This window comes from Nocardia sp. NPDC019219 (genome assembly GCF_040632645.1).
In the GTDB taxonomy this organism is placed as follows: Bacteria; Actinomycetota; Actinomycetes; order Mycobacteriales; family Mycobacteriaceae; genus Nocardia; species Nocardia sputorum.
The window spans coordinates 364,192-386,924 of the sequence record NZ_JBEYCG010000005.1; the positions used below are offsets into that span (position 1 = coordinate 364,192).

Annotated in this window: 20 protein-coding genes; 13 read left to right on the forward strand and 7 right to left on the reverse strand. The window is 66.7% G+C overall.

The window, feature by feature from the left end; all coding sequences use genetic code 11:
* The first annotated feature begins 6 nt into the window (after positions 1–6).
* The 3 genes from ABZ552_RS13050 to ABZ552_RS13060 all read left to right on the forward strand — a co-directional run bounded on the left by ABZ552_RS13050 (position 7) and on the right by ABZ552_RS13060 (position 3,838).
* Positions 7–1,755, forward strand: coding sequence for a GAF domain-containing protein (locus ABZ552_RS13050; protein WP_281919592.1), 1,749 nt, complete (start codon positions 7–9; stop codon positions 1,753–1,755).
* A gap of 433 nt (positions 1,756–2,188) precedes the next feature.
* On the forward strand, positions 2,189–3,103 hold the full coding sequence (locus ABZ552_RS13055; protein ID WP_281918545.1) for a universal stress protein: 915 nt from the start codon (positions 2,189–2,191) through the stop codon (positions 3,101–3,103).
* Positions 3,104–3,391: 288 nt separating this feature from the next.
* On the forward strand, positions 3,392–3,838 hold the full coding sequence (locus ABZ552_RS13060; RefSeq protein ID WP_281918544.1) for a CBS domain-containing protein: 447 nt from the start codon (positions 3,392–3,394) through the stop codon (positions 3,836–3,838).
* 328 nt (positions 3,839–4,166) lie between these two features.
* On the opposite strand, the gene ABZ552_RS13065 is transcribed toward ABZ552_RS13060, so the two are convergent.
* Positions 4,167–5,087 (reverse strand): universal stress protein, encoded by a 921-nt coding sequence (locus tag ABZ552_RS13065; protein WP_281918543.1) that lies wholly within the window; start codon positions 5,085–5,087, stop codon positions 4,167–4,169.
* A gap of 275 nt (positions 5,088–5,362) precedes the next feature.
* On the opposite strand from ABZ552_RS13065, the gene ABZ552_RS13070 reads away from it, so the two are divergent.
* The 6 genes from ABZ552_RS13070 to ABZ552_RS13095 are packed head-to-tail and all read left to right on the forward strand — an operon-like array spanning position 5,363 to position 10,362.
* On the forward strand, positions 5,363–6,490 hold the full coding sequence (locus ABZ552_RS13070; protein WP_281918542.1) for a 4Fe-4S dicluster domain-containing protein: 1,128 nt from the start codon (positions 5,363–5,365) through the stop codon (positions 6,488–6,490).
* Positions 6,477–6,986: a cyclic nucleotide-binding domain-containing protein gene (locus ABZ552_RS13075; protein ID WP_281918541.1), complete on the forward strand. Its 510-nt coding sequence runs from the start codon at positions 6,477–6,479 to the stop codon at positions 6,984–6,986. The genes ABZ552_RS13070 and ABZ552_RS13075 overlap by 14 nt, the downstream gene beginning before the upstream one ends.
* The gene (locus ABZ552_RS13080; protein ID WP_281918540.1) at positions 6,983–7,837 is read left to right on the forward strand and encodes an FAD/NAD(P)-binding protein; all 855 of its coding nucleotides are present in this window, start codon (positions 6,983–6,985) and stop codon (positions 7,835–7,837) included. Before ABZ552_RS13075 ends, ABZ552_RS13080 begins: the two co-directional genes overlap by 4 nt.
* Positions 7,834–8,607, forward strand: coding sequence for an oxidoreductase (locus ABZ552_RS13085; protein ID WP_281918539.1), 774 nt, complete (start codon positions 7,834–7,836; stop codon positions 8,605–8,607). Before ABZ552_RS13080 ends, ABZ552_RS13085 begins: the two co-directional genes overlap by 4 nt.
* Complete coding sequence (locus ABZ552_RS13090; RefSeq protein WP_281918538.1) at positions 8,594–9,883, forward strand: nickel-dependent hydrogenase large subunit; 1,290 nt, start codon at positions 8,594–8,596, stop codon at positions 9,881–9,883. The genes ABZ552_RS13085 and ABZ552_RS13090 overlap by 14 nt, the downstream gene beginning before the upstream one ends.
* On the forward strand, positions 9,880–10,362 hold the full coding sequence (locus ABZ552_RS13095) for a hydrogenase maturation protease (protein WP_281918537.1): 483 nt from the start codon (positions 9,880–9,882) through the stop codon (positions 10,360–10,362). The genes ABZ552_RS13090 and ABZ552_RS13095 overlap by 4 nt, the downstream gene beginning before the upstream one ends.
* Before the next feature lie 62 nt (positions 10,363–10,424).
* Here the strand turns inward: ABZ552_RS13095 and ABZ552_RS13100 are convergent, their stop codons facing one another.
* From ABZ552_RS13100 to sulP, 4 genes are all read right to left on the reverse strand, one after another.
* Positions 10,425–11,327, reverse strand: a complete 903-nt coding sequence (locus ABZ552_RS13100; protein WP_281918536.1) for a universal stress protein — start codon at positions 11,325–11,327, stop codon at positions 10,425–10,427.
* A 27-nt stretch (positions 11,328–11,354) separates the two neighbouring features.
* Positions 11,355–11,606 (reverse strand): hypothetical protein, encoded by a 252-nt coding sequence (locus ABZ552_RS13105; RefSeq protein ID WP_357437155.1) that lies wholly within the window; start codon positions 11,604–11,606, stop codon positions 11,355–11,357.
* A gap of 32 nt (positions 11,607–11,638) precedes the next feature.
* On the reverse strand, positions 11,639–12,241 hold the full coding sequence (locus tag ABZ552_RS13110) for a hypothetical protein (protein WP_281918534.1): 603 nt from the start codon (positions 12,239–12,241) through the stop codon (positions 11,639–11,641).
* 80 nt (positions 12,242–12,321) lie between these two features.
* The gene (gene sulP / locus ABZ552_RS13115; protein WP_281918533.1) at positions 12,322–14,034 is read right to left on the reverse strand and encodes a sulfate permease; all 1,713 of its coding nucleotides are present in this window, start codon (positions 14,032–14,034) and stop codon (positions 12,322–12,324) included.
* Positions 14,035–14,214: 180 nt separating this feature from the next.
* On the opposite strand from sulP, the gene ABZ552_RS13120 reads away from it, so the two are divergent.
* The 3 genes from ABZ552_RS13120 (at position 14,215) to ABZ552_RS13130 (ending at position 16,816) form a co-directional block, all read left to right on the forward strand.
* Complete coding sequence (locus tag ABZ552_RS13120; protein WP_357437159.1) at positions 14,215–14,742, forward strand: flavodoxin domain-containing protein; 528 nt, start codon at positions 14,215–14,217, stop codon at positions 14,740–14,742.
* A 278-nt stretch (positions 14,743–15,020) separates the two neighbouring features.
* On the forward strand, positions 15,021–15,935 hold the full coding sequence (locus tag ABZ552_RS13125; RefSeq protein ID WP_281918531.1) for a universal stress protein: 915 nt from the start codon (positions 15,021–15,023) through the stop codon (positions 15,933–15,935).
* Between the two features lie 17 nt (positions 15,936–15,952).
* Positions 15,953–16,816, forward strand: a complete 864-nt coding sequence (locus ABZ552_RS13130) for a universal stress protein (RefSeq protein ID WP_281918530.1) — start codon at positions 15,953–15,955, stop codon at positions 16,814–16,816.
* A gap of 96 nt (positions 16,817–16,912) precedes the next feature.
* On the opposite strand, the gene ABZ552_RS13135 is transcribed toward ABZ552_RS13130, so the two are convergent.
* Positions 16,913–17,425, reverse strand: a complete 513-nt coding sequence (locus ABZ552_RS13135) for a nitroreductase/quinone reductase family protein (protein WP_281918529.1) — start codon at positions 17,423–17,425, stop codon at positions 16,913–16,915.
* Positions 17,426–17,569: 144 nt separating this feature from the next.
* Complete coding sequence (gene otsB, locus ABZ552_RS13140; RefSeq protein WP_357437163.1) at positions 17,570–21,544, reverse strand: trehalose-phosphatase; 3,975 nt, start codon at positions 21,542–21,544, stop codon at positions 17,570–17,572.
* 130 nt (positions 21,545–21,674) lie between these two features.
* On the opposite strand from otsB, the gene ABZ552_RS13145 reads away from it, so the two are divergent.
* On the forward strand, positions 21,675–22,670 hold the full coding sequence (locus ABZ552_RS13145) for an NAD(P)H nitroreductase (protein ID WP_281918528.1): 996 nt from the start codon (positions 21,675–21,677) through the stop codon (positions 22,668–22,670).
* Positions 22,671–22,733 lie beyond the last annotated feature (63 nt).

The window sequence follows — 22,733 nt, forward strand, 5'->3', positions numbered from 1 at the left end:
CGGTCCATGGAGGGCCAGCCGTACATGCCCGGTTCGAACGGCCGGACCTCGGTGACGGAGACTTTGTCGCAGCTGCGGCTACGTGAGCTGCTCATCGAGGTCCAGGACCGGATCGCCCAGATCGTCGATGTCCGCGACCGCATGGACCGGCTCATCGAAGCCATGCTCGTGATCACCGCCGGACTCGACCTCGACAACACACTGCGGACCATCGTGCACACCGCTATCGAACTCGTCGACGCCGGATACGGCGCACTCGGTGTCCGCGAAACCGACGCAACCAGCAATCAACTCGCCGAATTCGTCTACGAAGGCATCGATGACCGCACCCACGTCATGATCGGCCACCTTCCACGCGGGCACGGCGTACTCGGACTACTCATCGAAGAACCCAAACCGCTGCGACTGACCAGAATCGCCGACCACCCCGCCTCGGTCGGTTTCCCCGCCCACCACCCGCCCATGGACACCTTCCTCGGCGTCCCGGTCAAAGTGCGTGACGAAGTATTCGGCAACCTTTACCTGACCGAAAAGGCAGGCGGACAAGAGTTCACCGAAGACGACGAGGTCGTGGTCCAGGCATTGGCCGCCGCGGCGGGTATCGCCATCGAGAACGCCCGGCTCTACGAGCAGTCCAGAGTCCGGCAACAGTGGCTCGAAGCCATTCGCGACGTTGCAACCGAACTACTGGCCGGTGGTGAACCCGAGGCAGTCCTGCAATTCGTCGCCGAACGCGCACTGACACTCACCGACTCCGCGATCACATTCCTCGCTCTGCCCGAGGACCCCGACATCCCCCACGACGAAGTGACCGAACTTCTGGTCGTCGCCGCCGCCGGACCGAATTCGGAGGCGATGAACGGTCTGCCTGTGCCCGTTGCCGGTTCGCATGTGGGCGAGGCATTCCAGACAGGACGATCATCCGCCACTGTCGATGAACGGCTAGCCGATACGTTCGCCGAGACAGCGCCCGAGACGGGCCCCGCTTTGATTCTCCCGCTGCGGGCGCGGGGCTCGGTGATCGGCGTGCTCGCTTCCCTTCGGGCGGTCGGAGCGACACCTCTGGACACCGCCACCCAGGGCATGATGGCGGCCTTCGCCGACCAGGCGGCCCTTGCCCTGCAATTGGCCGACAATCAGCGCCGGATGCGTGAACTCGACGTCCTCTCCGACCGCGACCGCATCGCCCGCGGTCTGCACGACCACGTGATCCAGCGGCTGTTCGCGGTGGGTCTCTCCCTGCAGGGCACAGTGCAGCGGGCCCGGGTACCGGAGATCAAATCCCGCCTGACGGACACCATCGATGACGTGCAAGGCATCGTTCAGGACATCCGCCACTCGATTTTCGACCTGCAGAGCAACACGACGGCGGATTCGTCCAAGTATCGAAAACACCTGCACGGCATCGTTGTCGACATGACCGCCGACACCGGCCTGCGGACCACCGTCCGGCTGGCCGGACCGGTCACCGTACTGGCCCCACCTCTGTCCGACGACGTCGAGGCAGTTCTACGGGAAGCGGTGAGCAACGTGGTGCGACATGCGGCCGCGAGCACCGTGGCGGTCGAGTTGCAGGTCAAGGACGACGTCACCATCGAGGTGACCGACGATGGCGCGGGCGTTCCGGCGGACATCTCGCGCCACAGCGGACTGGCGAACCTGGCCGCGCGGGCCGAGAACGCCGGTGGCAGTTTCAGCGTCACCAACCGACCCGAAGGCGGCACCGTGCTGCGCTGGGCAGCTCCGCTGCCGTAATAGAGTTCGACGGCTGGACAACGTCCATCACGGCGCGACAGGTACCCGGAACGGATTCGTTCTCGCACTGTCGAAGCCGGTATGCGAACGCCACAGCACCACGACGTTTCAGCGCTCCGCCGTCGAGCGTCCTCTGCGCGCAGTAACTTTGGGTCGATCGAGCGGCACCGAGTCACGTTCGCCGGCTCGTCTGCGCCGGAGTTGCGTGCGATGCGGTAGCTGTAAGCTCGCCGCCTTCGCGGCGAAACGAACTCGCTCACGGTGACGTGCGAGCACCTGACGTAGCCACGGATGCGCACTGGCACCGAACAGACGAATAGGCGCGGCCCTCAACTGCCTATCGACCCTCCGGTCGAGGACCAACGCCAGCAGTCGCCGTAGGTGCCGATCCCTACCGTACACATGACGGATCCGCACACCGAAGGGCAGCGACATGGTTGATCAGCACGAGGACAATCCGCACGAACTCGCGTCCGCTGCGGTAGTGGTCGGCACCGACGGCACCGAGCACGCCTCGGCGGCTGTCCGCTGGGCGGCCCGGACGGCAGCGGATCGCGGGCGCCGCCTGCTGATCGTGCACGGAATGAACCTTCCCGCGGCTCGCGCCACGCTCGGCGTTTACGACGTGATGGTGCCACCGGTCAGCGAGACGATGCGCGCACGCGGTTCGAAAATCCTTACCGAAGCCCGCGCGCTGGCGCATGGTGTCGCCCCCGATCTCGCTGTGGCCACGAAGCTCGGCGAAGAGAACGCCGCAGCGCTGCTCACCGCACTGTCGGCGCACGCGCATCTCGTGGTTCTCGGTGCCACACCGGGCATGGGCACGATCGCTCATCTCGGATCCACCTTGCTCGCGGTGACCGCCCACGCGGACGGCGCCGTCGTGGTGGTGCGAGGCGACCGGCAGTTGACCGGCGACCGCGCACCGGTTGTGGTAGGCGCCGACGGCAGCGAGGTCGGAGAAGCGGCGATAGCCGCCGCTTTCGCCGAAGCGGCAGCACGCGGTGTCGACCTCGTGACCATCCACGCGTGGAGCGACCTCTCCGCCGGTGAATTCGCGGGAGCGCAGTACCTCGAGATCCCGCTGGAGAACCTGGAGATCGGTGAGCGAGCGCTGCTGGCCGAGCGACTCGCGGGCTGGCAGGAGAAGTACCCGGATGTCACCGTGATCCGCAAGGTCTATCTGTCCGGGCCTCGTGAACATCTGGGCGATTGGTCGCAGAACGCGCAACTCGTCGTCGTCGGCAGTCGCGGCCGGGGCGGATTCCGGGGCCTCCTACTCGGTTCCACCAGTAATTGGCTCGTACAGCACGCCGAGTGCCCCGTCATGGTCGTCCATCCGAAGTGAGCGTGTCCGCTGTCGGAGGCAGTCGCGGCGACGACCGACCCACGAGCCGAGTGGACCACGCGGGTGCGCTCGATGGCGTCGACCGGCGCATATTTCGGCTCCGCATCAGCGACCCGACGCGTACCAGCGGCTGTGGACACGTCACCTCCTCGGTGTCCTCGGCACACCGGTGACCGCCGCCGCGGTGGCACCGGCGCCAGATGACCTTCTGCCCTGTCGATACTTCCGTCGCCGTCGAATGATGATCGAAGTAGCGAGCACGCCGCCCGGAGTAGAAGGAGATGCCTGATGACAACCGTGCAGACCATCATGCGGCCCGACGTTCAACACATCAGTGTTCGAGAGACCATGGAAGCAGCCGCCCAGCGGATGCGCCAACTCGATATCGGCGCGCTGCCGATCTGCGACGGCGAAGGTCATCCCGGCGGCATTGTCACCGATCGCGATATCGTCGTGAAGGTCGTCGGTGTCGGCGCGAATCCGAAGACCACCACCGCCGGCGAATTGGCACAGGGCGCCGAACGGCTGCACACCGTCGAGATCGACACCGAGGTGGACGACGCGCTGACGCTCATGCGGCAGCACCGGATCCGGCGGCTTCCGGTCACCGACAACGGCGTGCTGGTCGGCATCATCACCGAAGCCGATCTGGCCCGCCATTTGACCGAGAACACCGTCGGTGAATTCGTAGAAGCGGTCTGCGCCGCCAATCTGCCCACCACCGAGGATGCGTGAGAATCTGTCACCTCGGTGCGCCACAGATCGGCATCCGGCGATGGAAGCTCGAGAGCGGAATCACAGGGATAACGGGACGACGTGGCCGATCGTCCGGATCGCCGCGGCCAGCCGCCGATCGAAGCCGGATCGGTAACCTCGGCGCGGGCGCCAGCGAACGGCGGCGTGACCGTTCACGGGTCGCCCCCGATCACGCCACCGAACGGTCGCTACCGAAACTCGTGCCGGGCCGGCGTTGCCACCGCGGTGTTCGATTTCGTCGACGCGGGCGGTGGTGACCACCCGCCACCGCGCGTATCAGTGACGCTGTCCGCCGGCTCGGTCTGGGTCATCGTGCGGGGTGGACCACCATGACCGGGCAGGAAGCGTGCTGCACCAGTGTGTTGGCGGTGGAGCCGAGCAGCATGCCCGCGAATCCGCCGCGCCCGCGACTGCCTACGACCAACAACTGCGCGATCTTCGACCAGTCCAGCAGGTGGGGAGCCGGCGCGGACACCTCGACCTTGCGGGCGACGCGAACATCCGGGAATTTCTCCTGCCAGCCCGCGATGCGCTCGGCGAGCATCGCCCGCTCGACATTGTCTAGTTCGGCCTCGACCAAGTTGCTGCGACCGGCGAACCGGCCGGAGTTCCAATCGCTCCAGACATGAACGGCGACGAGTTCGACACCGCGTTCGGCCGCTTCGGTGAAGGCGGCCGCGATCGCCGCGTCACCGACCGGGCTGCCGTCCACGCCGACCACCACCGGGCCCGACGTGCGAACCGCGCCGCCTGTGTCGGGATCGGTGCGCACGATGACCACCGTGCCCTGCGCGTGGGCGGTCACGGCCAGCAGCGTCGAGCCGAGGTGCGCGAACGTCCCGGCGTCACCGGTCGCGCCGATCACGACCGCGTACGCCTCGGCGCTGTGCTCGATCAACAGTTGCTTGCCGGTGTCGGTGGTCACGCGAACCGAGATAGGCAACTCGGGCGCGACTGAACGGGCCACACGTTCGGCCCGGGCGACTACGTCTTGTCCTTGTTCGCGGATGGCATCGACGACCGATGGAACCACGACCTCGTAGTCGCCCAGCACCCAGCCGGCCCCCACCAGATCCATGCCGTGCAGGATCTCGAGTTCACGTCCGCGTTCGGCCGCGAACCGCGCTGCCCACCGTAGGGCGGTCCACGACCCGTCCGAACCGTCCACGCCGACGATCACCTTCGCAGCCGCGAGGTGATGAGGGTCGCCGAATCGCTGCTCTGTCATGAGGGGCCTCCCGAGCCTGTGATCGCTTGGCGCTCAGCCGAGCGCCGACTCAACGGTATGAGCCGTGCCGCGGCTTGAATGCGGCTGATCGTCCCCGAGGGCAGGGCCGAAAGACCGCATCGGCCGAGCATCGGCCGTGCCTGGATACCGAGGTCCCTGCCAGGCACGATGCCGTCGGCCATCGCGATTCGGGACCTTGGTCCCTCGCGGCCGATCTCGTCGTTCACCAGACTCGGAAGTGGACGGCTGGATCCGACCGAACAGAGGCCTCGACAATGCCTGACGACACCGTGGTAATCGATCGCGCTGGGCTGGATCGTCTAGTGGATGTGCTGCGTGAGCGCGGATACCGCGTCATCGGTCCGCAGGTGCGCGATGGCGCGATCGTCCTGGACGAACTGGACGGTGGTAGGCGGCTGCCTGCCGGATGGGGCGTGGAGACCGCGCCCGGCCGGTATCGGCTGCATCGCCGCGACGACGAGGCGGTATTCGCGCATTCGGCCGGTCCAGGATCCTGGAAGCAGTTCCTGCATCCACCACGTCGCAAGATAGCCCAGCTCGGACCGGATCTCGAGATGGAAGCCGTGGAGGACACGCCGGTCCGCTCCGCGTTTCTCGGCGTCCGCGGTTGCGACCTCACCTCGATCGCGATCCTAGGGCAAGTGCTCGGCGGTGGCGCCCACCCTGACGCTTCGTTCACCGCCCGGCGGAAAGATCTCTTCGTCGTCGCCGCGAACTGCACAGAACCGGGCGGCGTGTGTTTCTGCGCGTCGATGGGCACCGGCCCCGGCGTCTCGGCCGGATACGACCTCGCGCTCACCGAGCGCATCGATGCCCAAGGACACCGATTCCTGGTTGACGTGGGCAGCGAAGACGGCGCGGAGATCCTGGCCGAACTCACCGCACGTCCGGCGGACGCGGAGGAGGTCACGAACGCCCGGGCGGCGGTGTCGGCGGCAGCCGATCGGATGGGCCGAGAGATGCCCGAGGTGGACATCCGCGCACTGCTGCACGACTCCCGGGAGTCCCCGCACTGGCAGGACGTCGCCGGCCGCTGCTTCACCTGCGGAAATTGCACCATGGTGTGCCCCACTTGTTTCTGCACCAGCACCGAGGACGTCACCGACCTCACCGGCGACCATGCCGAGCGCTGGGAGCACTGGTCGTCGTGCTTCGAACTGGACTTCTCCTACCTGCACGGCGGCAGCGTGCGGCAATCCGGCGAAAGCCGCTACCGGCAATGGATCAGCCACAAACTCAGCACCTGGTACGACCAATTCGGCAGCTCGGGATGCGTCGGCTGCGGACGGTGCATCGCCTGGTGCCCCGCCGAGATCGACCTGACCGCCGAGGTCGCCCGGCTGGCCGAACTGGCCGAGGAAAACGACCGTGCCCACGGGTGACGAATTGTCCGCGTTCGGGCGGCTGGCGGCACTGAGCCGAGAAGAGTTGCACACGCTGGCCGGCGCCGGGCGTGACGTGGCCTTCCCCGCCGGGCATCAGGTGATCGCGGAAGGCGGGCAGGCCGACCGATGCTGGCTGATCCGCCGCGGCCGGATAGTGCTGGACGCGCAGGTGCCGGGGCGCGGTGCCGTCGTCCTTCAGACCCTCAGTGGCGGCGATCTGCTCGGCTGGTCATGGCTGGTACCGCCCTTCCGGTGGCATTTCGGCGCGGTGACAGCCGAACCGGTCGAGGCCATCGAGTTCGATGCCCGAACCCTGGCCGAACTCGCCGACCAGGACCCGCGATTCGGCCGCGCCCTGGCTTTGATGCTGTTCGAAGCGCTATTGGAACGACTCCAGGCCACCCGGGCCCGGCTGCTCGACCTCTACCGCAACCCCGCCGAATCGTGCACCGCCGGTCTACCCCGCATCACGGCCGGGCAAGGTGACCGATGAGCGTAGACACACAGCCCCGCACGGCTCCGCCCGGTGACACGATGCTGCCCTACCGAGTCGTCGGCCGTACTCCGCAGACCCCCGACACCGTGACACTGCGCCTGGAACCGGTACGGGATGCGGCGCAGCGGTTTCGGGCCGGGCAGTTCATGATGCTCTACAGCTTCGGGGTGGGCGAGGCCGCGATCTCGATCAGCGGTGATCCCGCCGCCGGTGACAGCATTCTCGAACACACCATCCGTGTGGTCGGCGCGGTCAGCGCAGCGCTGCACGACACCGATATCGGCGGCCTGATCGGTGTCCGTGGACCGTTCGGCACCGGATGGGATCTCACCTCCGCGGTCGGAGGAGATCTCGTCATCGTAGGCGGAGGTGTCGGACTGGCGCCGCTACGATCGGCTGTGCTCGCCGCGCTGGCGGCCCGCGACCACTACCGGCGTGTCGTGCTGATCAGCGGAGCCCGCACCCCTGCGGACATTCTATTCCGCCACGACCAACAGCTGTGGGCAATGGCCGGTTCGGTCGAGCTCCATCAGACCGTCGACCACCCCGCACCGGACTGGAGCGGACGAGTCGGCTTCGTCACCGAGCCACTGGCCCACCTGACGGTGGAACCCGGTAAGACCACTGCCTTGCTGTGTGGCCCGGAGCCGATGATGCAATTTTGCGCACAGGGCTTGCTGCGCAAGAAAATTCCGGCCACCGATATCCAAGTGTCGTTGGAGCGCAACATGGAGTGCGGTGTTGCACGCTGTGGTCACTGCCAGCTCGGCCCGCTGCTGCTGTGCCGAGACGGACCCGTCGTCGACTACGCGGCGGCCGAACCACTACTGGCGGTGCGAGAACTATGACGAAGACACCGACGCTCGCGGTATGGAAGTTCACGTCTTGCGACGGTTGCCAGCTGACCTTGCTCGACTGCGAGGACGAACTGCTCGCACTCGCGGGCAGGGTCCGCATCACCCACTTCGCGGAAGCTTCCAGCGCCATGGAGCCCGGCCCCTACGATGTTTCCCTGGTCGAGGGCTCGATCACCACGGAAGAAGAGCTGCGCCGGATCGTCGAGATCCGCGAGCAATCCAGGATTCTGGTGGCGATCGGGGCATGCGCCACGCACGGCGGCATCCAGGCGCTGCGCAATTTCGCCGACGTCACCGAATTCACCTCGGTGGTATACGCCAGCCCGGAATATATCGCCACCTTGGGCACCTCCACCCCGATCTCGGCGCACGTACCGGTGGACTTCGAGCTGCGTGGCTGCCCGATCGACCGGCGCCAACTGCTCGACACCCTGTGCGCGTTCCTGGCCGGCCGCGCGCCCGACATCCCGAACACCAGCGTGTGCACCGAGTGCAAACGCCGCGGCACCACCTGCGTGATGGTCGCCGAGGGGATTCCCTGCCTGGGACCGGTCACGCAGGCGGGATGTGGCGCCCTGTGCCCGGCATATCACCGTGGGTGTTTCGGTTGTTTCGGCCCGATGGCGAATCCGAACATCCACGCGCTGCTTCCCATCCTGCGTGTCAACGGCATGGACACCGACGACATCGACCGCGTTTTCGCCACCTACGCCGCAGCCTCGCCGGACTTCGCGGACAGGAGCCGCGATGAGTCACCGTAGGCAGCTGAAAGTCGGCTCGCTGGCTCGCGTCGAAGGCGAGGGCGCGCTGCGCGTGGTCGTCGCGGACGGGCGCGTCGAAAGCGCGGAGTTGAACATCTACGAACCACCGCGATTCTTCGAGGCATTCCTGCGTGGCCGCGCCTACACCGAACCGCCCGATATCACCTCTCGAATCTGCGGGATCTGCCCGGTGGCCTACCAGACCAGCGCATGCAACGCCCTCGAACAACTCTGCGGTGTGGAGTTGGACCGGCCACTGGCCGAACTGCGCAGGCTGTTGTATTGCGGAGAATGGATTTCCAGTCATTCCCTGCATATTCACATGCTGCACATTCCGGACTTCCTCGGCTACCCGGACGCCATCGCGCTCGCCGCCGACCACCGCGAGCTGGTCGAACAAGGGTTGGCGATGAAGAAGGCGGGCAACGCGCTACTCGAACTCCTCGGCGGCCGGGCCATCCATCCGGTCAATATCCGTCTCGGCGGATTCTACTCCGTTCCCGAACCCACCGATTTCGCTCCTGTGATCGAATTGCTCTGCCGCGCAAGGGATTGCGCGGTGAACACCGCACGCTTTGCGGCTGGATTCGAATTTCCCGAGCTGGAACTCGAGTACGAACTTCTCGCCGCGACCGAACCGTACCGATACGCCGTCGACACCGGTGCTGTGCACACCAGCACCGGGTTGCGGTTCTCTGCAGCCGAATTTCCCGATCACGTGCGCGAATACCAGGTACCGCACTCCACGGCCTTGCACGCGATGCTCTACGGCGAACGCTACCTGACCGGGCCGCTGGCCCGGTACACGCTGAACTATCATCAGCTGTCACCGAGCGCCCGACAGGTCGCGGCCGAGATCGGGCTCGGCACCGAATGCCGCAACCCGTTCCGCAGCATCCTGGTCCGCGTGGTCGAAGTCCTCTATGCCATCGAGGAGGCGCTGAGTCTCATCGCCTGCTACGAACGGCCCTTGCGTGCCGCGGTACCCGTAACGCCCCGCGCCGGGACCGGCCACGGTGTGAGCGAAGCGCCCCGTGGACTGCTCTACCACCGCTACGAGGTCGACGATCACGGCATAGTCCGCTCGGCCACGATCATCCCGCCGACTTCCCAGAACCAAGCCGTTATGGAGGACGACCTGCGGCGCGTGGTCTCGGAGAATCTCGAGCTCGACGATGCCGCGCTCGCCGCGCTGTGCGAGCGCGCGATCCGAAACTACGATCCGTGTATCTCCTGCTCGGCGCACTTCTTGGACATCGACGTGGTGCGCCGATGACCGAGCCCTGGGCCGTGGTCATCGGCGTCGGAAACGACTACCGCAGTGACGACGGAGTCGGTTCGGCCGTCGCCCTCCAGATCGAAAAGCTCGGCATTCCGGGAGTTCTGGTATCCCTGTCGGACGGTGAACCCACGAGCGTTGTCGATATCTGGGCCGGTATGGACCTTGCCGTGGTGATCGATGCGGTGCGCTGCGAGCCGTCGGTTCCCGGCCGGGTCCGCCGCAGCGACATCGATCTGCTTCAGCACGCCGGCACCGCGTCGTCCTCGCACACACTGGGGATCCAGGACGCGCTGCCACTGGGCCGCGCACTCGGCCGTGTTCCCGGCCGGCTCGTCGTCATCGCCGTGGACGCGGCAAGCCTGGATCTCGGTGTCGGCTTGTCGGAGCCGGTCGCCGCCGCCGTTCCACACGCGGTCGAAACCGTCATCACGGAATTGCGCCGGGCCGAGCCGACGAATCGGCTCCGGAGGTAAATCAGTCAGTGCTTCTCGAGGCGCCGGATGTGACCTGGGTTCGGCGATGGCCGGTCCCGCCGTCACCGGGAACGGACGACGATCATCGGCACGTCTATCGAGTGCAGCAGCGCATTGCTGGTCGACCCCAGCACCGTGCTCGCGAATCCGCCTCGACCGTGCGTGCCCACTACCACCAGTTGCGTATTCGCCGACTCTTCCAGCAGGGACCGTGCCGGTCGATCCGCGGTGACGATGCGCAGCACGGCGACGTCCGGGTAGAGTTCGCTCCAGCCCGCGAGATTCTCGGCCAGCATCGCCTCCGCCGATTCGCGGGCGCCGTCCCATCCTCGGACCGGCACGTCCAGACCGCTCGTGTCGCTCCATGCGTGCAGCGCCACCAGGTCCACTTTCCGCCGCGACGCCTCCTCGAACGCGAGCTCGACGGCGGGCACGCTGTTGGCGGTGCCGTCGACGCCGACGAGCACCGGTTGACGGGCTGACACGGCGTCGATTGCCGAGATTCCGTGGATCACCGCGACCGGGCAGTGCGCGTGGTGGGTGGTCGCGGTACTCACCGAACCGAGCAGGCCTCGCTGGAACGCGCCGAGCCCGCGGCTACCGACCACAAGCATCCGCGCCTGCGCGGAACGCTCGATGAGTAGCGGGATGACCAGTTCGAAGCTCACTTCGGTGGTGATCGCGGGCTCGTCGCCCGGCGAAGCCGTGCGCGCCACCCGCGCGGCCTCGGTGAGGATGCGTTCGCCGTCCCTGCGCATCCACTCCAGGTCGGCCTCCCCCATCGAGATGCCCGGCCCGAAACCAGTGGGTATAGCCATGGAGGTGATGATGTGCAGTGCGCGACGATGCAGGGCTGCTTCGGCGGCCGCCCAGGCTACCGCTTGATACGAACTTGCCGACCCGTCCACCGCTGCCAGGATCGACGAGTTCGGTGGTGCGAGGCGCGAAGACCTTTCGGTGGACATGTCAACATCCTTTCGAGGCTGCGTTCACTACCGCGTACGCCGGTCGGTGTCTTCGGCCGGAGTCGCGGGGGCGGGATGCAGCACCGCGAGGCGCCGCAGGTATTCGGACTCGTCGAGATCGCCGCTGGCGAACCGTTCGGCGAGCAACGCGTCTGGTGACAAGCGCGCCGGGCCGCTGAATCGGGGCGCCTCCGTGCGCTCGGGCCTGCGCACTGCTACGAGCGCGATCGCCACCGCGATCCACAACGGGACGACGAACAGGATCATCAGAACGAACATCCACCACTGTGGCCCGCTCCCGTACCAGTACATCATTGCCTGTCCTCTCTTGCCGTATGACACATCTGTCGCCACTCGCGGTCCCATCGCGCGCTACGCTGCCGCGTCAGCATCAAGGCGGTCCCGTTCACCAGGCACCATCCACACAGCCAGACGCCCACCAGGACAAAAACACCCACGCCGATCCCGGCCACGACCGCGGTGTCCGGGTGGCGTGGTCGCGCGGTGGGAGTGCCCTCGGCGTCGAGCCACAGCTCGACACGATCGCCGAGCTGAATCTTCTCCCGGACCGGCACGACGGCATCGCCGGTATGGCCGGACTCGTCCCATCGCGCTCGGGCGTCGTAACGATGCGCCGCGGTTCGGACGGGCTGGTCGGTGATCATGGCGTGAACCAGGGATTTCGTCGCGCCTTCGCTGCGGATTTCGGCGGAGGTGTCGGCATACGCGTCCGTAGCGAGGGCGCCCGCGACAGGCACCGCGATCAGCACCGTGATCGTGGCGATCACGCGGACCGCTGCTTCGATGCGGTCGGACGGGCGCATCAGTTGGTTCGCACTGCACGGTTGCAGCGACCAGAGGCGGGTCAGTCGAGTCCACCATCCGTCCAGCGGAATGATCACGCTTTCGGACATCGCCGTTTCACCTCTTCCGACGGCTGGTGCCGTCAGCTTCGAGGATCGCGCCTCGAACGAGGCATCGGCAGAGACAAAGGTCATCCACCTGAGGGGACGTCGGACCCCGTATTCCGGTCCTTGCAGAAGGCTGCCACCGCGGTCGGTAGTGTCGGATACAGGTGCCGCTCGCCGATTCTCGATGTCAGGCCGGAAGCGTCCAGTGCGTCGCGTAGGTCATGTTTGACCCGAGCCATGGCGAAGACGATCCCCTTGCCCGATAGTTCGGCCCTGAGTTGTTCCACGGCGTCCAATGCGGTCAGGTCGACCTCCACGTTGGCCTCGGCGTTGAGCACGAACCAGCGCACCGGCGTTTCCCCGCGTTCGGCGCTCGAGCCCACTGCCGCGAGCGCTCTGCGACGGAAATCCTCCGCGTTGGCGAAACACAATGGCGCGTCGTATCGGTAGATCACCAGCCCTGGAACGGGTTTCGCGGTGGGATAGTCATCGATGTCGTGCATTCCCGCCACCCCGGAGACGAAGCCCAAGATCGCGTCGTGGGCGCGGGCGATCCTGCGCAGCAGATCGAAGATCGACAGCGCGATCGCGACGAGCACGCCGTAGAGCACGCCGAGGCCGAGCACCGCGACGAGGGTCGCCAGCGCGAGCAACAACTCGCTGCGCCGGAATCGTGCGATACGACGGAATTCCGCCAGGTTGATCAGCCGAAGCGCCGCGTAGATGACCAGTGCTCCCAACGCTGCGGACGGAAAGGCTGCGAGGATGCCGCGTGCCCCGAGCAGCACCGCCAGCACACTGCCGAGGGTGATGAGTGAGTACAGCTGGGTGCGAGCGCCCATGGCGTCGGCGATGGTAGTCCTGCTTCCCGAACAGCTCACCGGGAATCCGTGCAGCAGCCCGGCCGTGAGGTTGGTCGCGCCGAGGGCAGCGAGTTCGGTGTTCGCCTCCACCCGGTCGCCGTGGCGGGCCGCGAAAGCCCGGGCAGTCAGAACACAGTCGGAGAATCCGACCACCGCGATGCCGATCGCGGGCAGGATCAGACCAGCCACGTCGTTCATGGCGACCGAACTCAGACCGGGCGCGGGGATACCAGCGGGGATCGCACCGACCAACCGGATACCGAAACGGTCCAACGAGAACACCGTGACCACCGCAGTCGCCAGCGAGACCGCGATCAGGGGCCCCGGGACGCGAGGAGCGCGCCAGGCCAGCACCAGGAGCACAGTCAGAACCGTTGCCGCCAGCCAAAAGGTGGGCCAGTGCCAGTATTCCAGGTTGTCGGTGAACGAACGCAGTTCCGCGAGAATGGATTCCCCTTCCACTGGCACTCCGGTCACCGCTGCGAGCTGACCGATGATCATGATCCCGGCGGTCCCCGCGAGGTACCCGACCAGGACCGGTTTCGACAACAGATCCGCCAGGACCCCCAGCCGAACGGCCGCAGCGGCCAGAGCCAGCACACCGACCAGCAGTGCGAGCACTGCCGCCAGCGCGGCGTACCGATCGGGGTCGCCCATCGCCAGTGGAGCCAGCGCGACGGCGGTCAGCAGCGCAGTGGTCGACTCAGGTCCCACCGACAGCTGCCGCGAAGTCGCCAGCAGGGTGTAGACCGCCAGTGGTCCGATCGCCGCCCACAGGCCGGCCACAGGCGGCAGCCCAGCGATGGTCGCGTAGGCCATGACCTGCGGAACGAGGTAGGCGGCCACGGTGATACCCGCGAGCAGGTCCGATCGCAACCACGCCCGCTGGTATCCCTTGAACTGCCTCAATCCCGGAAGCAAACGTGCCAGCACCGTTCCAGCATCGTCTAACGACCGCCAGGAAGTCGGCCGGAATCGAACTCTCGGACGAGGGGCACCACCAGCACAGGGCGAAGGTCCCATGGCAATGGTCGGTTCGACTCTGTTCCGGCCGCTGTCTGCCGCCCTACCGTCGGAATCCATATCCGGCACAGCGCAGAGGAGAGACTCGTCATGCGCGCGCGAATAATTTACGAATCAATGTTCGGCAACACCGCGGCGATCGCCGAAGCCATCGCACAGGGACTGCGTGAGCATGCCGAAGTGGAAATCGTGAATGTGGTGGCAGCCGCGGAAGTGTGCGGGCCGACGATGAACCTGCTCGTGGTCGGCGGCCCTACCCACGCCTTCGGGCTCAGCCGCTCACAGACGCGCCGCGACGCCGCCAAACTCACCGATGCCCCGATCGCGACCGACCTCGGTGTACGGGAATGGCTCGCCGACGCACTGCCGGTATCGCCGGGCCACCGCGCGTTGGCCTTCGGCACCAAAGTTGCCAAACCACCCTGGCTGCCGGGGTCGGCCGCACGCGGGATCGGGAAACGACTGTGCCGATTGGGCTATTCGCTCGCCGATCAGCCGGTGGACTTTCTTGTCGACGATACGACCGGCCCGCTCATACCGGGCGAGCTGGACCGCGCTCGGGTGTGGGCGGGTCGGATTGCTCACACCGAACTCGACCGAATTACGCACCACACCTGACGGTGCACCGACGCGGATACGTGTTGCGCTCGGCACACCAGTGGCCCCATGTCCGTCCGTCGGATGCTCATAGCCGGTGCGTTCCGGTCGCAGCCGAGAGCGTCGGCCACGAACCGCCCGGGATCCGAAGATGTCGCCGCATCCAGCCATGCCGTCGGCGGGTAAACCGGCATGCTGCCGAAGGACCTCTGCATTCGGGACCAACGCCAGCCGTGTGCGAGCTCACCGGTCCCTACTCTTCGAGTACGCAAGCATCGCCCTTCGAAGGGACACCACGTATGTCCGCCAGTCTCCTCGACAGCCCGCACCACTTGGCATCCGCTGCCGTCGTCGTCGGTATCGACGGTTCCGAAGCCTCCGATCCAGCCGTGCAGTGGGCCGCCGAGACGGCCGCCCAGCGCGGACGCAGGCTTCTGATCGTGCACGGCCTCGACCTGGCTGCTAACCAGGCTGTTTTCGGCCTATACGACCTGGTGGTGCCCGCGGTCGCTCAGAAACTGCGGGAAGAAGGCGCCGCCCGATTGGCTCGCGCCGCGCGGCTGGCCCGCCGCGTCGGCCCCGCACTGCGCGTCGACACCGAATTGTCGCCCGCCCATCCGGCCACCGTGCTCATCGAACAATCAGCCTCCGCGCACCTCGTGGCACTCGGCGCCGGAGAAGGCGGCGAGCTCGCCCACGCCGGCTCCACGCTGCTCGCGGTGACCGCCCACGGACACGGTGAGATCGTGGTCGTCCGCGACACCGGCAGTGAGCAACGCATCCGCACCGACGGACCCGTCGTGGTCGGCGTGGACGGCAGCCCCGCCGCCGAAGCCGCAGTCGGCGCCGCCTTCGCCGAGGCCGACCTTCGTGGCACTTCGCTCGTCGCCGTCCACGGGGCCGACGACTTCACCTTCCGTTCCATGGCCAGCGCCACGGAACTGTTTCCGGCCCGGGAACTCGAGACCGCCGCACAACTCATGCTCGCCGAGCAACTCGCAGGTTGGCAGGAGAAGTTTCCTGAAGTCCAGGTGACACGCGAGGTCTCCATCGTCCGGACACGAAATCTGCTCACCGTATGGTCGAAATCCGCGCAACTGCTGGTGGTCGGCAGCCGGGGACGCGGCGGATTCCGGAGCCTGGTGCTCGGTTCCATCAGCAACTTCCTTGTCCAACATGCCCATTGCCCGGTCATGGTCGCCCACGAGGCTTAGAAGAAAGCGAAAATCACATGTCCAGCAGCATCAATCCGCCGATTCTCGTCGGTTCCGACGGCTCTCCGACCTCACTGGCCGCGGTCCGCTGGGCTGCCGCCGACGCGGCCCGCCGACGCGCACCGCTGAACATCGTCTACGCGATCAGCGCGCCGATCGACTACGGCCCCGCCATCGCCGTTCCCCAAATCGACTACGACAGCTACCGGCAGGAGGGACGGACGGCTCTGGAGATCGCGCGCAAGAACGCCGTGGCGGCGGCCTCCCCGATCGGGGAGCTCGACATCACCGCCGATCTCGTCGAGGCGCCGCCGATCCCGGTGCTGCGCGACCGATCCAAGTCCGCGCGGCTGCTCGTCGTCGGCACCCACGGGCTGGGCGCCTTCAGCCGCAGCATCCTCGGCTCGGTGAGCACGGCGCTGGCCCGGCACGCCGCATGCCCGGTCGCGGTGATCCCCGCCGACTTCGAGCATGCGGGCGGCCCGGTGGTGGTCGGCGTCGACGGCTCGTCGTGCAGTGCCCGTGCCGTCGAGGTCGCCTTCGACGAGGCCGCCCACCGCGACGCCGAACTGGTCGCGGTGCACACCTGGTCGGAGTTCTTCCGGTATATCTCGCGCGCGGAAATGCAGAACGAAGCCGAGGAACTGGTGTCGCAGAGCCTGGCCGGCTACGGCGAGAAGTATCCAGAGGTACGGGTGCGGCGGATCGTGGTCGAAGATCGCTCCGCCAAGCGACTGATCGATGAGGGCGAGAACGCGCAACTGATCGTCGTCGGCAGCCACGGGCGCGGCGGCTTCGCAGGGATGACCCTCGGTTCGGTCAGTCAAGCGGTGCTACACGGTGCGAAGGCGCCGGTGATCATCGCCAGGTCGGCAAACTGACACCCGCTCACCTGAGAACGCGACTCGATGCAGGACGCGACGATTCCGCGGCGCGCCACGTCGTGAGCGGAGCCTTCGCGGGAGCCGAGACATTGGTCAAACCCGCTCGCCTGGCGTGAATCCGTCAACGCGGAAAGTGGGGTACTCGGCCGCGATGCTCTCGAATCGGCTCAATGGCGCGGACCTGTCGATCGGGAAGTGTGGACGCGCGCCCGGCGCGACGTCGAGGTATCGCTCGAGGATCGGACCCACCCTGTCGGGGTCCACCTCCGTGAGTCGCACGTTCCACGACCCGCCATGGCGGATGAGCGCCTCGCCGCCGGCGGCTCGCACGTTCCGAACCCAGTTCGCGTTCGCGCCGAGCATGGAGACCGCGTACCAGACATCGTCGACGTCAGCCAGCACGATCGGAAACCTGATCGGCCGACCGCTCGAACGTCCCACGACCTCGAGTTCGACATCACGCGAGCGCGCGAGCCGGCCTCCCGAGCGATACTGACTCGACCAGTACCTGTTGAGTAGCCTTGCGACGGCATGCGGCCTGTCCCCACGGTAGATCCACCGCTTGATCCAGTGCAGCCCTCGCAGTCGCGGGCGTTGATCGGTCACACGCTCATCATCACACGCGATCACACACCGACTCGAACAACAGTTGCCGGCTCGATGTCGAGCTGGAGCCGCAGCGTGGTTCTGCCCACACCGAGCCGGCCCGACCTCTGGCGAGCCCGCACAGACGCACCGACCATACAAGCATCAGTGTACCGAGTCCACCAGCCGGACCGTCTCCCCCGGCGTCAAGCGTGCGATCCGGTCCCGGCAGCTGATCTCGATCGGCGCCGACGCGCCGGGATCCGAGCTGACCTCGACGCCCTGACCGCTGAGCCGCACGGTCAGCCGATGGCCGCGATAGATCATCGGGAACGACAGCGCGCCAAGAGATTCCGGCCAGTATGGGCAGAACACCAGGCGGTCGTGGCGCAGTTCCATCCCGGTGAAGCACCGTTGCAGCAAGTCGACGCTACCGGCCATCGCGGCGAGGTGGATCCCCTCCGCGGTGGTGCCGCCCTGGATGTCGGCGACGTCGGAGCCGAGCACCAGATCGAAGAACTCCACGGCACGATCGCGGTTGGCCCGCGCCAGCACCCACGAATGCACCAGCGCGCTGAGCGTCGAACCGTGCGAGGAGCGCGACAGGTAGTAGTCGATGGTGCGCGGGATCACCTCGCCGGGCAGCTCGTAACCGAGTTGACCGAGCAAGTCCCGGAGTTCGTCGGCCGACAGCAGATAGAACAGCATGAGAACGTCGGCTTGTTTGGCGGCCCGATAGCGGTTTACGTCGTCGCCCTCGGCCTCGAGTATCCGGTCCAGCCGCTGGATGTTGCCGTAGCGGCGACGGTAGTGGTCCCAATCGAGTTCGGCCAGTCGCTCGTAGCCCTCGAACTGGCTGATGACTCCATCGTGGAACGGAACGTACATCCGCCGCGCCACCTCCTGCCAGTGCTCCGCGTCCGACGGTCGCACCGACAGCGTCTGCATCAATTCCGACCGTTCGCGCGGTGCCAGCAGCGCGAGCGCGTCGATCGCACGCCAAATCACCCAGGCCGCCATCACATTGGTGTACGCGTTGTTGTCGATACCGGCGTCAGGCGCATCCGGATAGCCGGAATGAAACTCGTCGGGGCCGATCACGCCGCGGATGGTGTAGCGGTCGCGCTCGGCGTCGTAGCCGGCCAGGCTCGACCAGAAACGAGCGATCTCCACCAACAATTCCGCGCCGCATTCGACGAGGAACTCGAGGTCGCCGGTGGCTTGGTAGTACTGCCAGACGTTGTAGGCGATCGCGATCCCGATGTGGTGGGCGCGGCGGCTGGGATCGGGATTCCACCTTCCTGACAGCGGATTCAGGTGCAACCGCTGGCTCTCTTCCCGGCCGTCGCTGCCGGACTGCCATGGGAACATCGCTCCGGCCAGTCCCGCTTCCGCAGCAGCGCGCCGGGCCTCGGGCAGACGGCGATAGCGGTATCGCAGCAGCGATCGGGTCAAGGCGGGGAAACGCGGATTCAGCACGGGGAATACGAACAGTTCGTCCCAGAACACGTGACCGCGATATGCCTCACCGTGCAAGCCGCGCGCGGGCACGCCCACATCGAGATCCGTGGTGTTCGGCGACAGGGTCTGCGTCAGATGCAACAGGTGCAGGCGCACGATCCGCGTAGCGTCCTGTGCGCCATCCAGGTCGATCCGCAGCCGCGCCCACAGATGCTCCCACGCTACGGCGTGTCCCGCCAACAGCTCCGTGTAGCCGCCGACTGTGCCGATCACGCGGGCGGCTTCGTCCTCCGGACCCGCAGCCGCGGTATCGCGTCCGGTGAACACGGTGACCATCTTCTCCAAGGTTACCGGCTCTCCGGCTGCGATGTCAACGGTGTATTCGTGGCCGATCAGTCCATCTCGATCGATCACTTCCCCGGGCGGGCCGAACGGTTCCCGGCCGCGTCGCAGGGTGCTGCGCGTCGCCATCGCCACTGGTATGCCGGATCCGTTGGTCCGCACCGCGAGCAGCACCGAATCGTCGGACAGGGCTACCGCGTGCTCGGCGGTCAGATGCGCTCCCGAGAGGGCCCTATAGCGTTCGACCAGCTGATTGCGCGCCCTTCCCTCGATCGCCGAGCGTATGCGCAGAGTGCCCGACCAATCCTCGGCGGTGATCGTCGTTTCCAGTGCGCCCAGGTGCGGGCGGTGCATGGCGACGAAGCGGCGTTGGGATACCGCGGTGATTCGCCCCGAGCTATCGCGAAAGCGGAACTGCCGCAAGAGTTCAGCCCGGCGCAGATCCAATTGCTGTTTATATGAGACCAGTTCGGCGGCATCGAGATCGAACCACTCGCCGCCGTCGATCTGGAAGGTCACCGGAAGCCAGTTCGGCAGATTCACCAGGCTCTCGTTGTCGAGGGCGTGCCCGGCGATCTCGTCGGAGAGCCGGTTGTACACCCCGGCGATATAGGTGCCCGGATAGTGAACCGCTCCGGCCTTGGATTCCGGGGCCGCACCGCGGGTGGCGAAGTAGCCGTTTCCGAGCGTGCACAGCGCCTCGCGAAGCTTCTCTTGGGCCGCGTCGTACCCGTCGAAGGTGAGCGCCCACGACTCCGGCACGACGGCGACCGTCTCGGTGCGCGACAACTCCGCCAGCCGCTCGAGGAAGACGCGAACCTGTCGCGGACCGGCGACCGAGTATCGGGCAGCGGTGCGCCTGTTTCGGGTCTCTTCGTCACGCACGACGATGGCGATGCCGTCGGCTTCGACGGCATCGAAGGCGTCTTCGTCGGTCAGGTCGTCGCCCAGGTAGACCGGCGATACCGGCGCGGTGAGGTGCTGGAGGATCCACCGCAACGCGGTGCCCTTGTCCCAGTCGACGTCCGGTCGTAACTCGGTGACGCGACGGCCGTGCGTGACACGCAAGCCGGCCGCATGTCCGGCCTCGTGTACCGCGGCAACCACCCGTCCGACGTCCTCCGCCGCGACATTGCGGTGATGAACCGCGACCGCGAAGCGCTTGTGCTCGACCAGCACTCCCGTGATGTCGTCCAACCTCTGCCGTAGTTCGCGCGCGGCCTCGGTGAGTGCTCGCTCGGCTCCGGGCATGGCGTCGTGGACATGCCGGGTACCGTCCGGGGCCATCAGTTCGAAGCCGTGGCTACCGGCATACCAGATGCCGTCGACACCGAGGCGGTCCCGTAGATCGGTCAGATCGCGTCCGCTGATGACCGCAACCGGGCATCGGGTGGCAAGCGTTGCCAGCACTGTCGTCACGCCGTCGATGGGTTCGGCAATGGCGGGATCGGCGACGATCTCGGCCACTGTGCCATCGAAATCCAGGAGAACGGCAGGCTTTTCGGTGCCCAAGAGATCCACGATGCGCGCCCAGCACTCCAGGACGTCGGGCAGCTCCGACATCCGCAGGAAGCCGCCACGCAAACGCACCTGCGCGAGGTCGGCAACCACGATGTCCGCCCCGTGCGCCAGCAGACGATCGGCACTGGCGTGCCGGTCGACTCCGATGACCAGTGCGAAACCGCCGCTGCGGCCGGCTGCCACCCCCGCCTCGGCGTCCTCCACGACAACCGTCCGATCCGGTTCGGCACCCAGCCGCCGAGTCGCCTCGAGCAGCATCGACGGATCGGGCTTACCCGGCAGCCCCAGTTTCTCGGCATCGACACCGTCCACCCGCGCCGTGAACAGGTCGGAAACGCCCGCGGCTGTGAGCACTTCCGCGCAGTGGCGGCTGGCGGAGAAGACCCCCGTACGGATGTCCGCGGCGTTGAGTTGCCGGATCAGCGTGACTGTCGATTCGAACACCCGTACACCATCGCGCGCGACTTTGTCCAGGAACAGGTGATCTTTTCGGTTACCCAGCCCGCACACCGTTTCGGCCGTCTCCGGGTCGGAAGAATTCCCCCAAGGCAATGCGATTCCTCGTGCGGCCAGAAAATCCGCGACGCCCCGATATCGAGGCTTGCCGTCCACGAAACGCAGATAGTCGTTTTCGGTGAACGGCGAGCGGTCCTGCCCGGCGCTGGCTGGACGGTTGATCAAGAAGGAATCGAACAACTCCGTCCAGGCCGCGGCGTGCATCGACGCGCTATCGGTGACCACCCCGTCCATATCGAAGATCACCGCGTCGTGCCGGCGCGCGTCGATCGGCGCTACCGCCGTGGCACCTTTTCCCACACATACAGCCTGAACGGACCGACGCCTCCCGTCTAGGGGCCCCACGGCACTCCGCCAGGGGACCACGTGCGGTGGGATTCGGGACCTACGACTCCTCCAGAGAGCAGCCCTCGATCCGTACGGTGACGGTATGAACCAGCTACCGTCCGGAGAAACCATCGAGAAGGCCGTCCTACTCGCCGGCCGGGCGCCGTCACTGCACAACAGCCAACCCTGGCACTGGACATTCGACGGCCACACCCTGCGTCTGTTCGCCGTGCCCGAACGCATGCTGCCGGCGACGGACACATCCGGCAGGCAGATGCTGATCAGCTGCGGTATCGCACTGGACCATCTGCGCGCCGCGATGGCCGCGGAGGGCTGGCGAATCCATGTCGCCCGCTTTCCCGATCCGAACCGCCGCGAACACCTGGCAAACATCACCTTCGAACCGGCTCGGATCGTCACCGAGGCCGACCGCGCTCGTGCCGACGCCATTCGGCGTCGGCACACCGACCGGCTGCCGTTCCAGGCGCCCACCGGATGGCCCGACTTCGAAGAAGTCCTACGAACGACCTTCGACCCCTCCGACGCCGCACTCGATGTGCTGGGTGACGAGAGCCGCCCCAGCCTCGCCCGCGCCTCGGAGATGAGTGCGGCACTGCGCCGCTACGACGCCGGGTACCACGCCGAATTGCAGTGGTGGACCGGGCACACGATCGCCGCCGCGGGAGTGCCCAGCGATGCCCTGATCTCCCAGGAGGAACGCCAGCGAGTGAGCGTGGGCCGCAAGTTCCCCACCAGCACCGGCGACCGGCGCAGTGAGGTCACCGACGACCATTCGGCGATCCTGGTGCTGTCCACCGTCCGCGACACACCCGAGGACTTGGTGCCCTGCGGTGAGGTCCTGTCCACGGTGCTACTGGAATGCACACTCGCTGGGTTCGCGACCTGTCCGTTGACCCACCTGACCGAGGTGCCGCGCAGCCGCGCCGTCGTCCGCGAGCTGACCGGACACTCCGGCCTCCCCCAGGTCCTGATTCGAGTAGGTATCGCGCCCGAATCAGAGCCGAACGCTCCGGCGACTCCACGCCGCCCGCTCAGCGAGATCCTCGACATGCCCGAATCCGCTCGCACGCCGGATTGAGCCCGTCCATACTCCGCGCTCCATCCATCACCGCGGGGACCAGTGCCCTCGCTGGTCACCGCT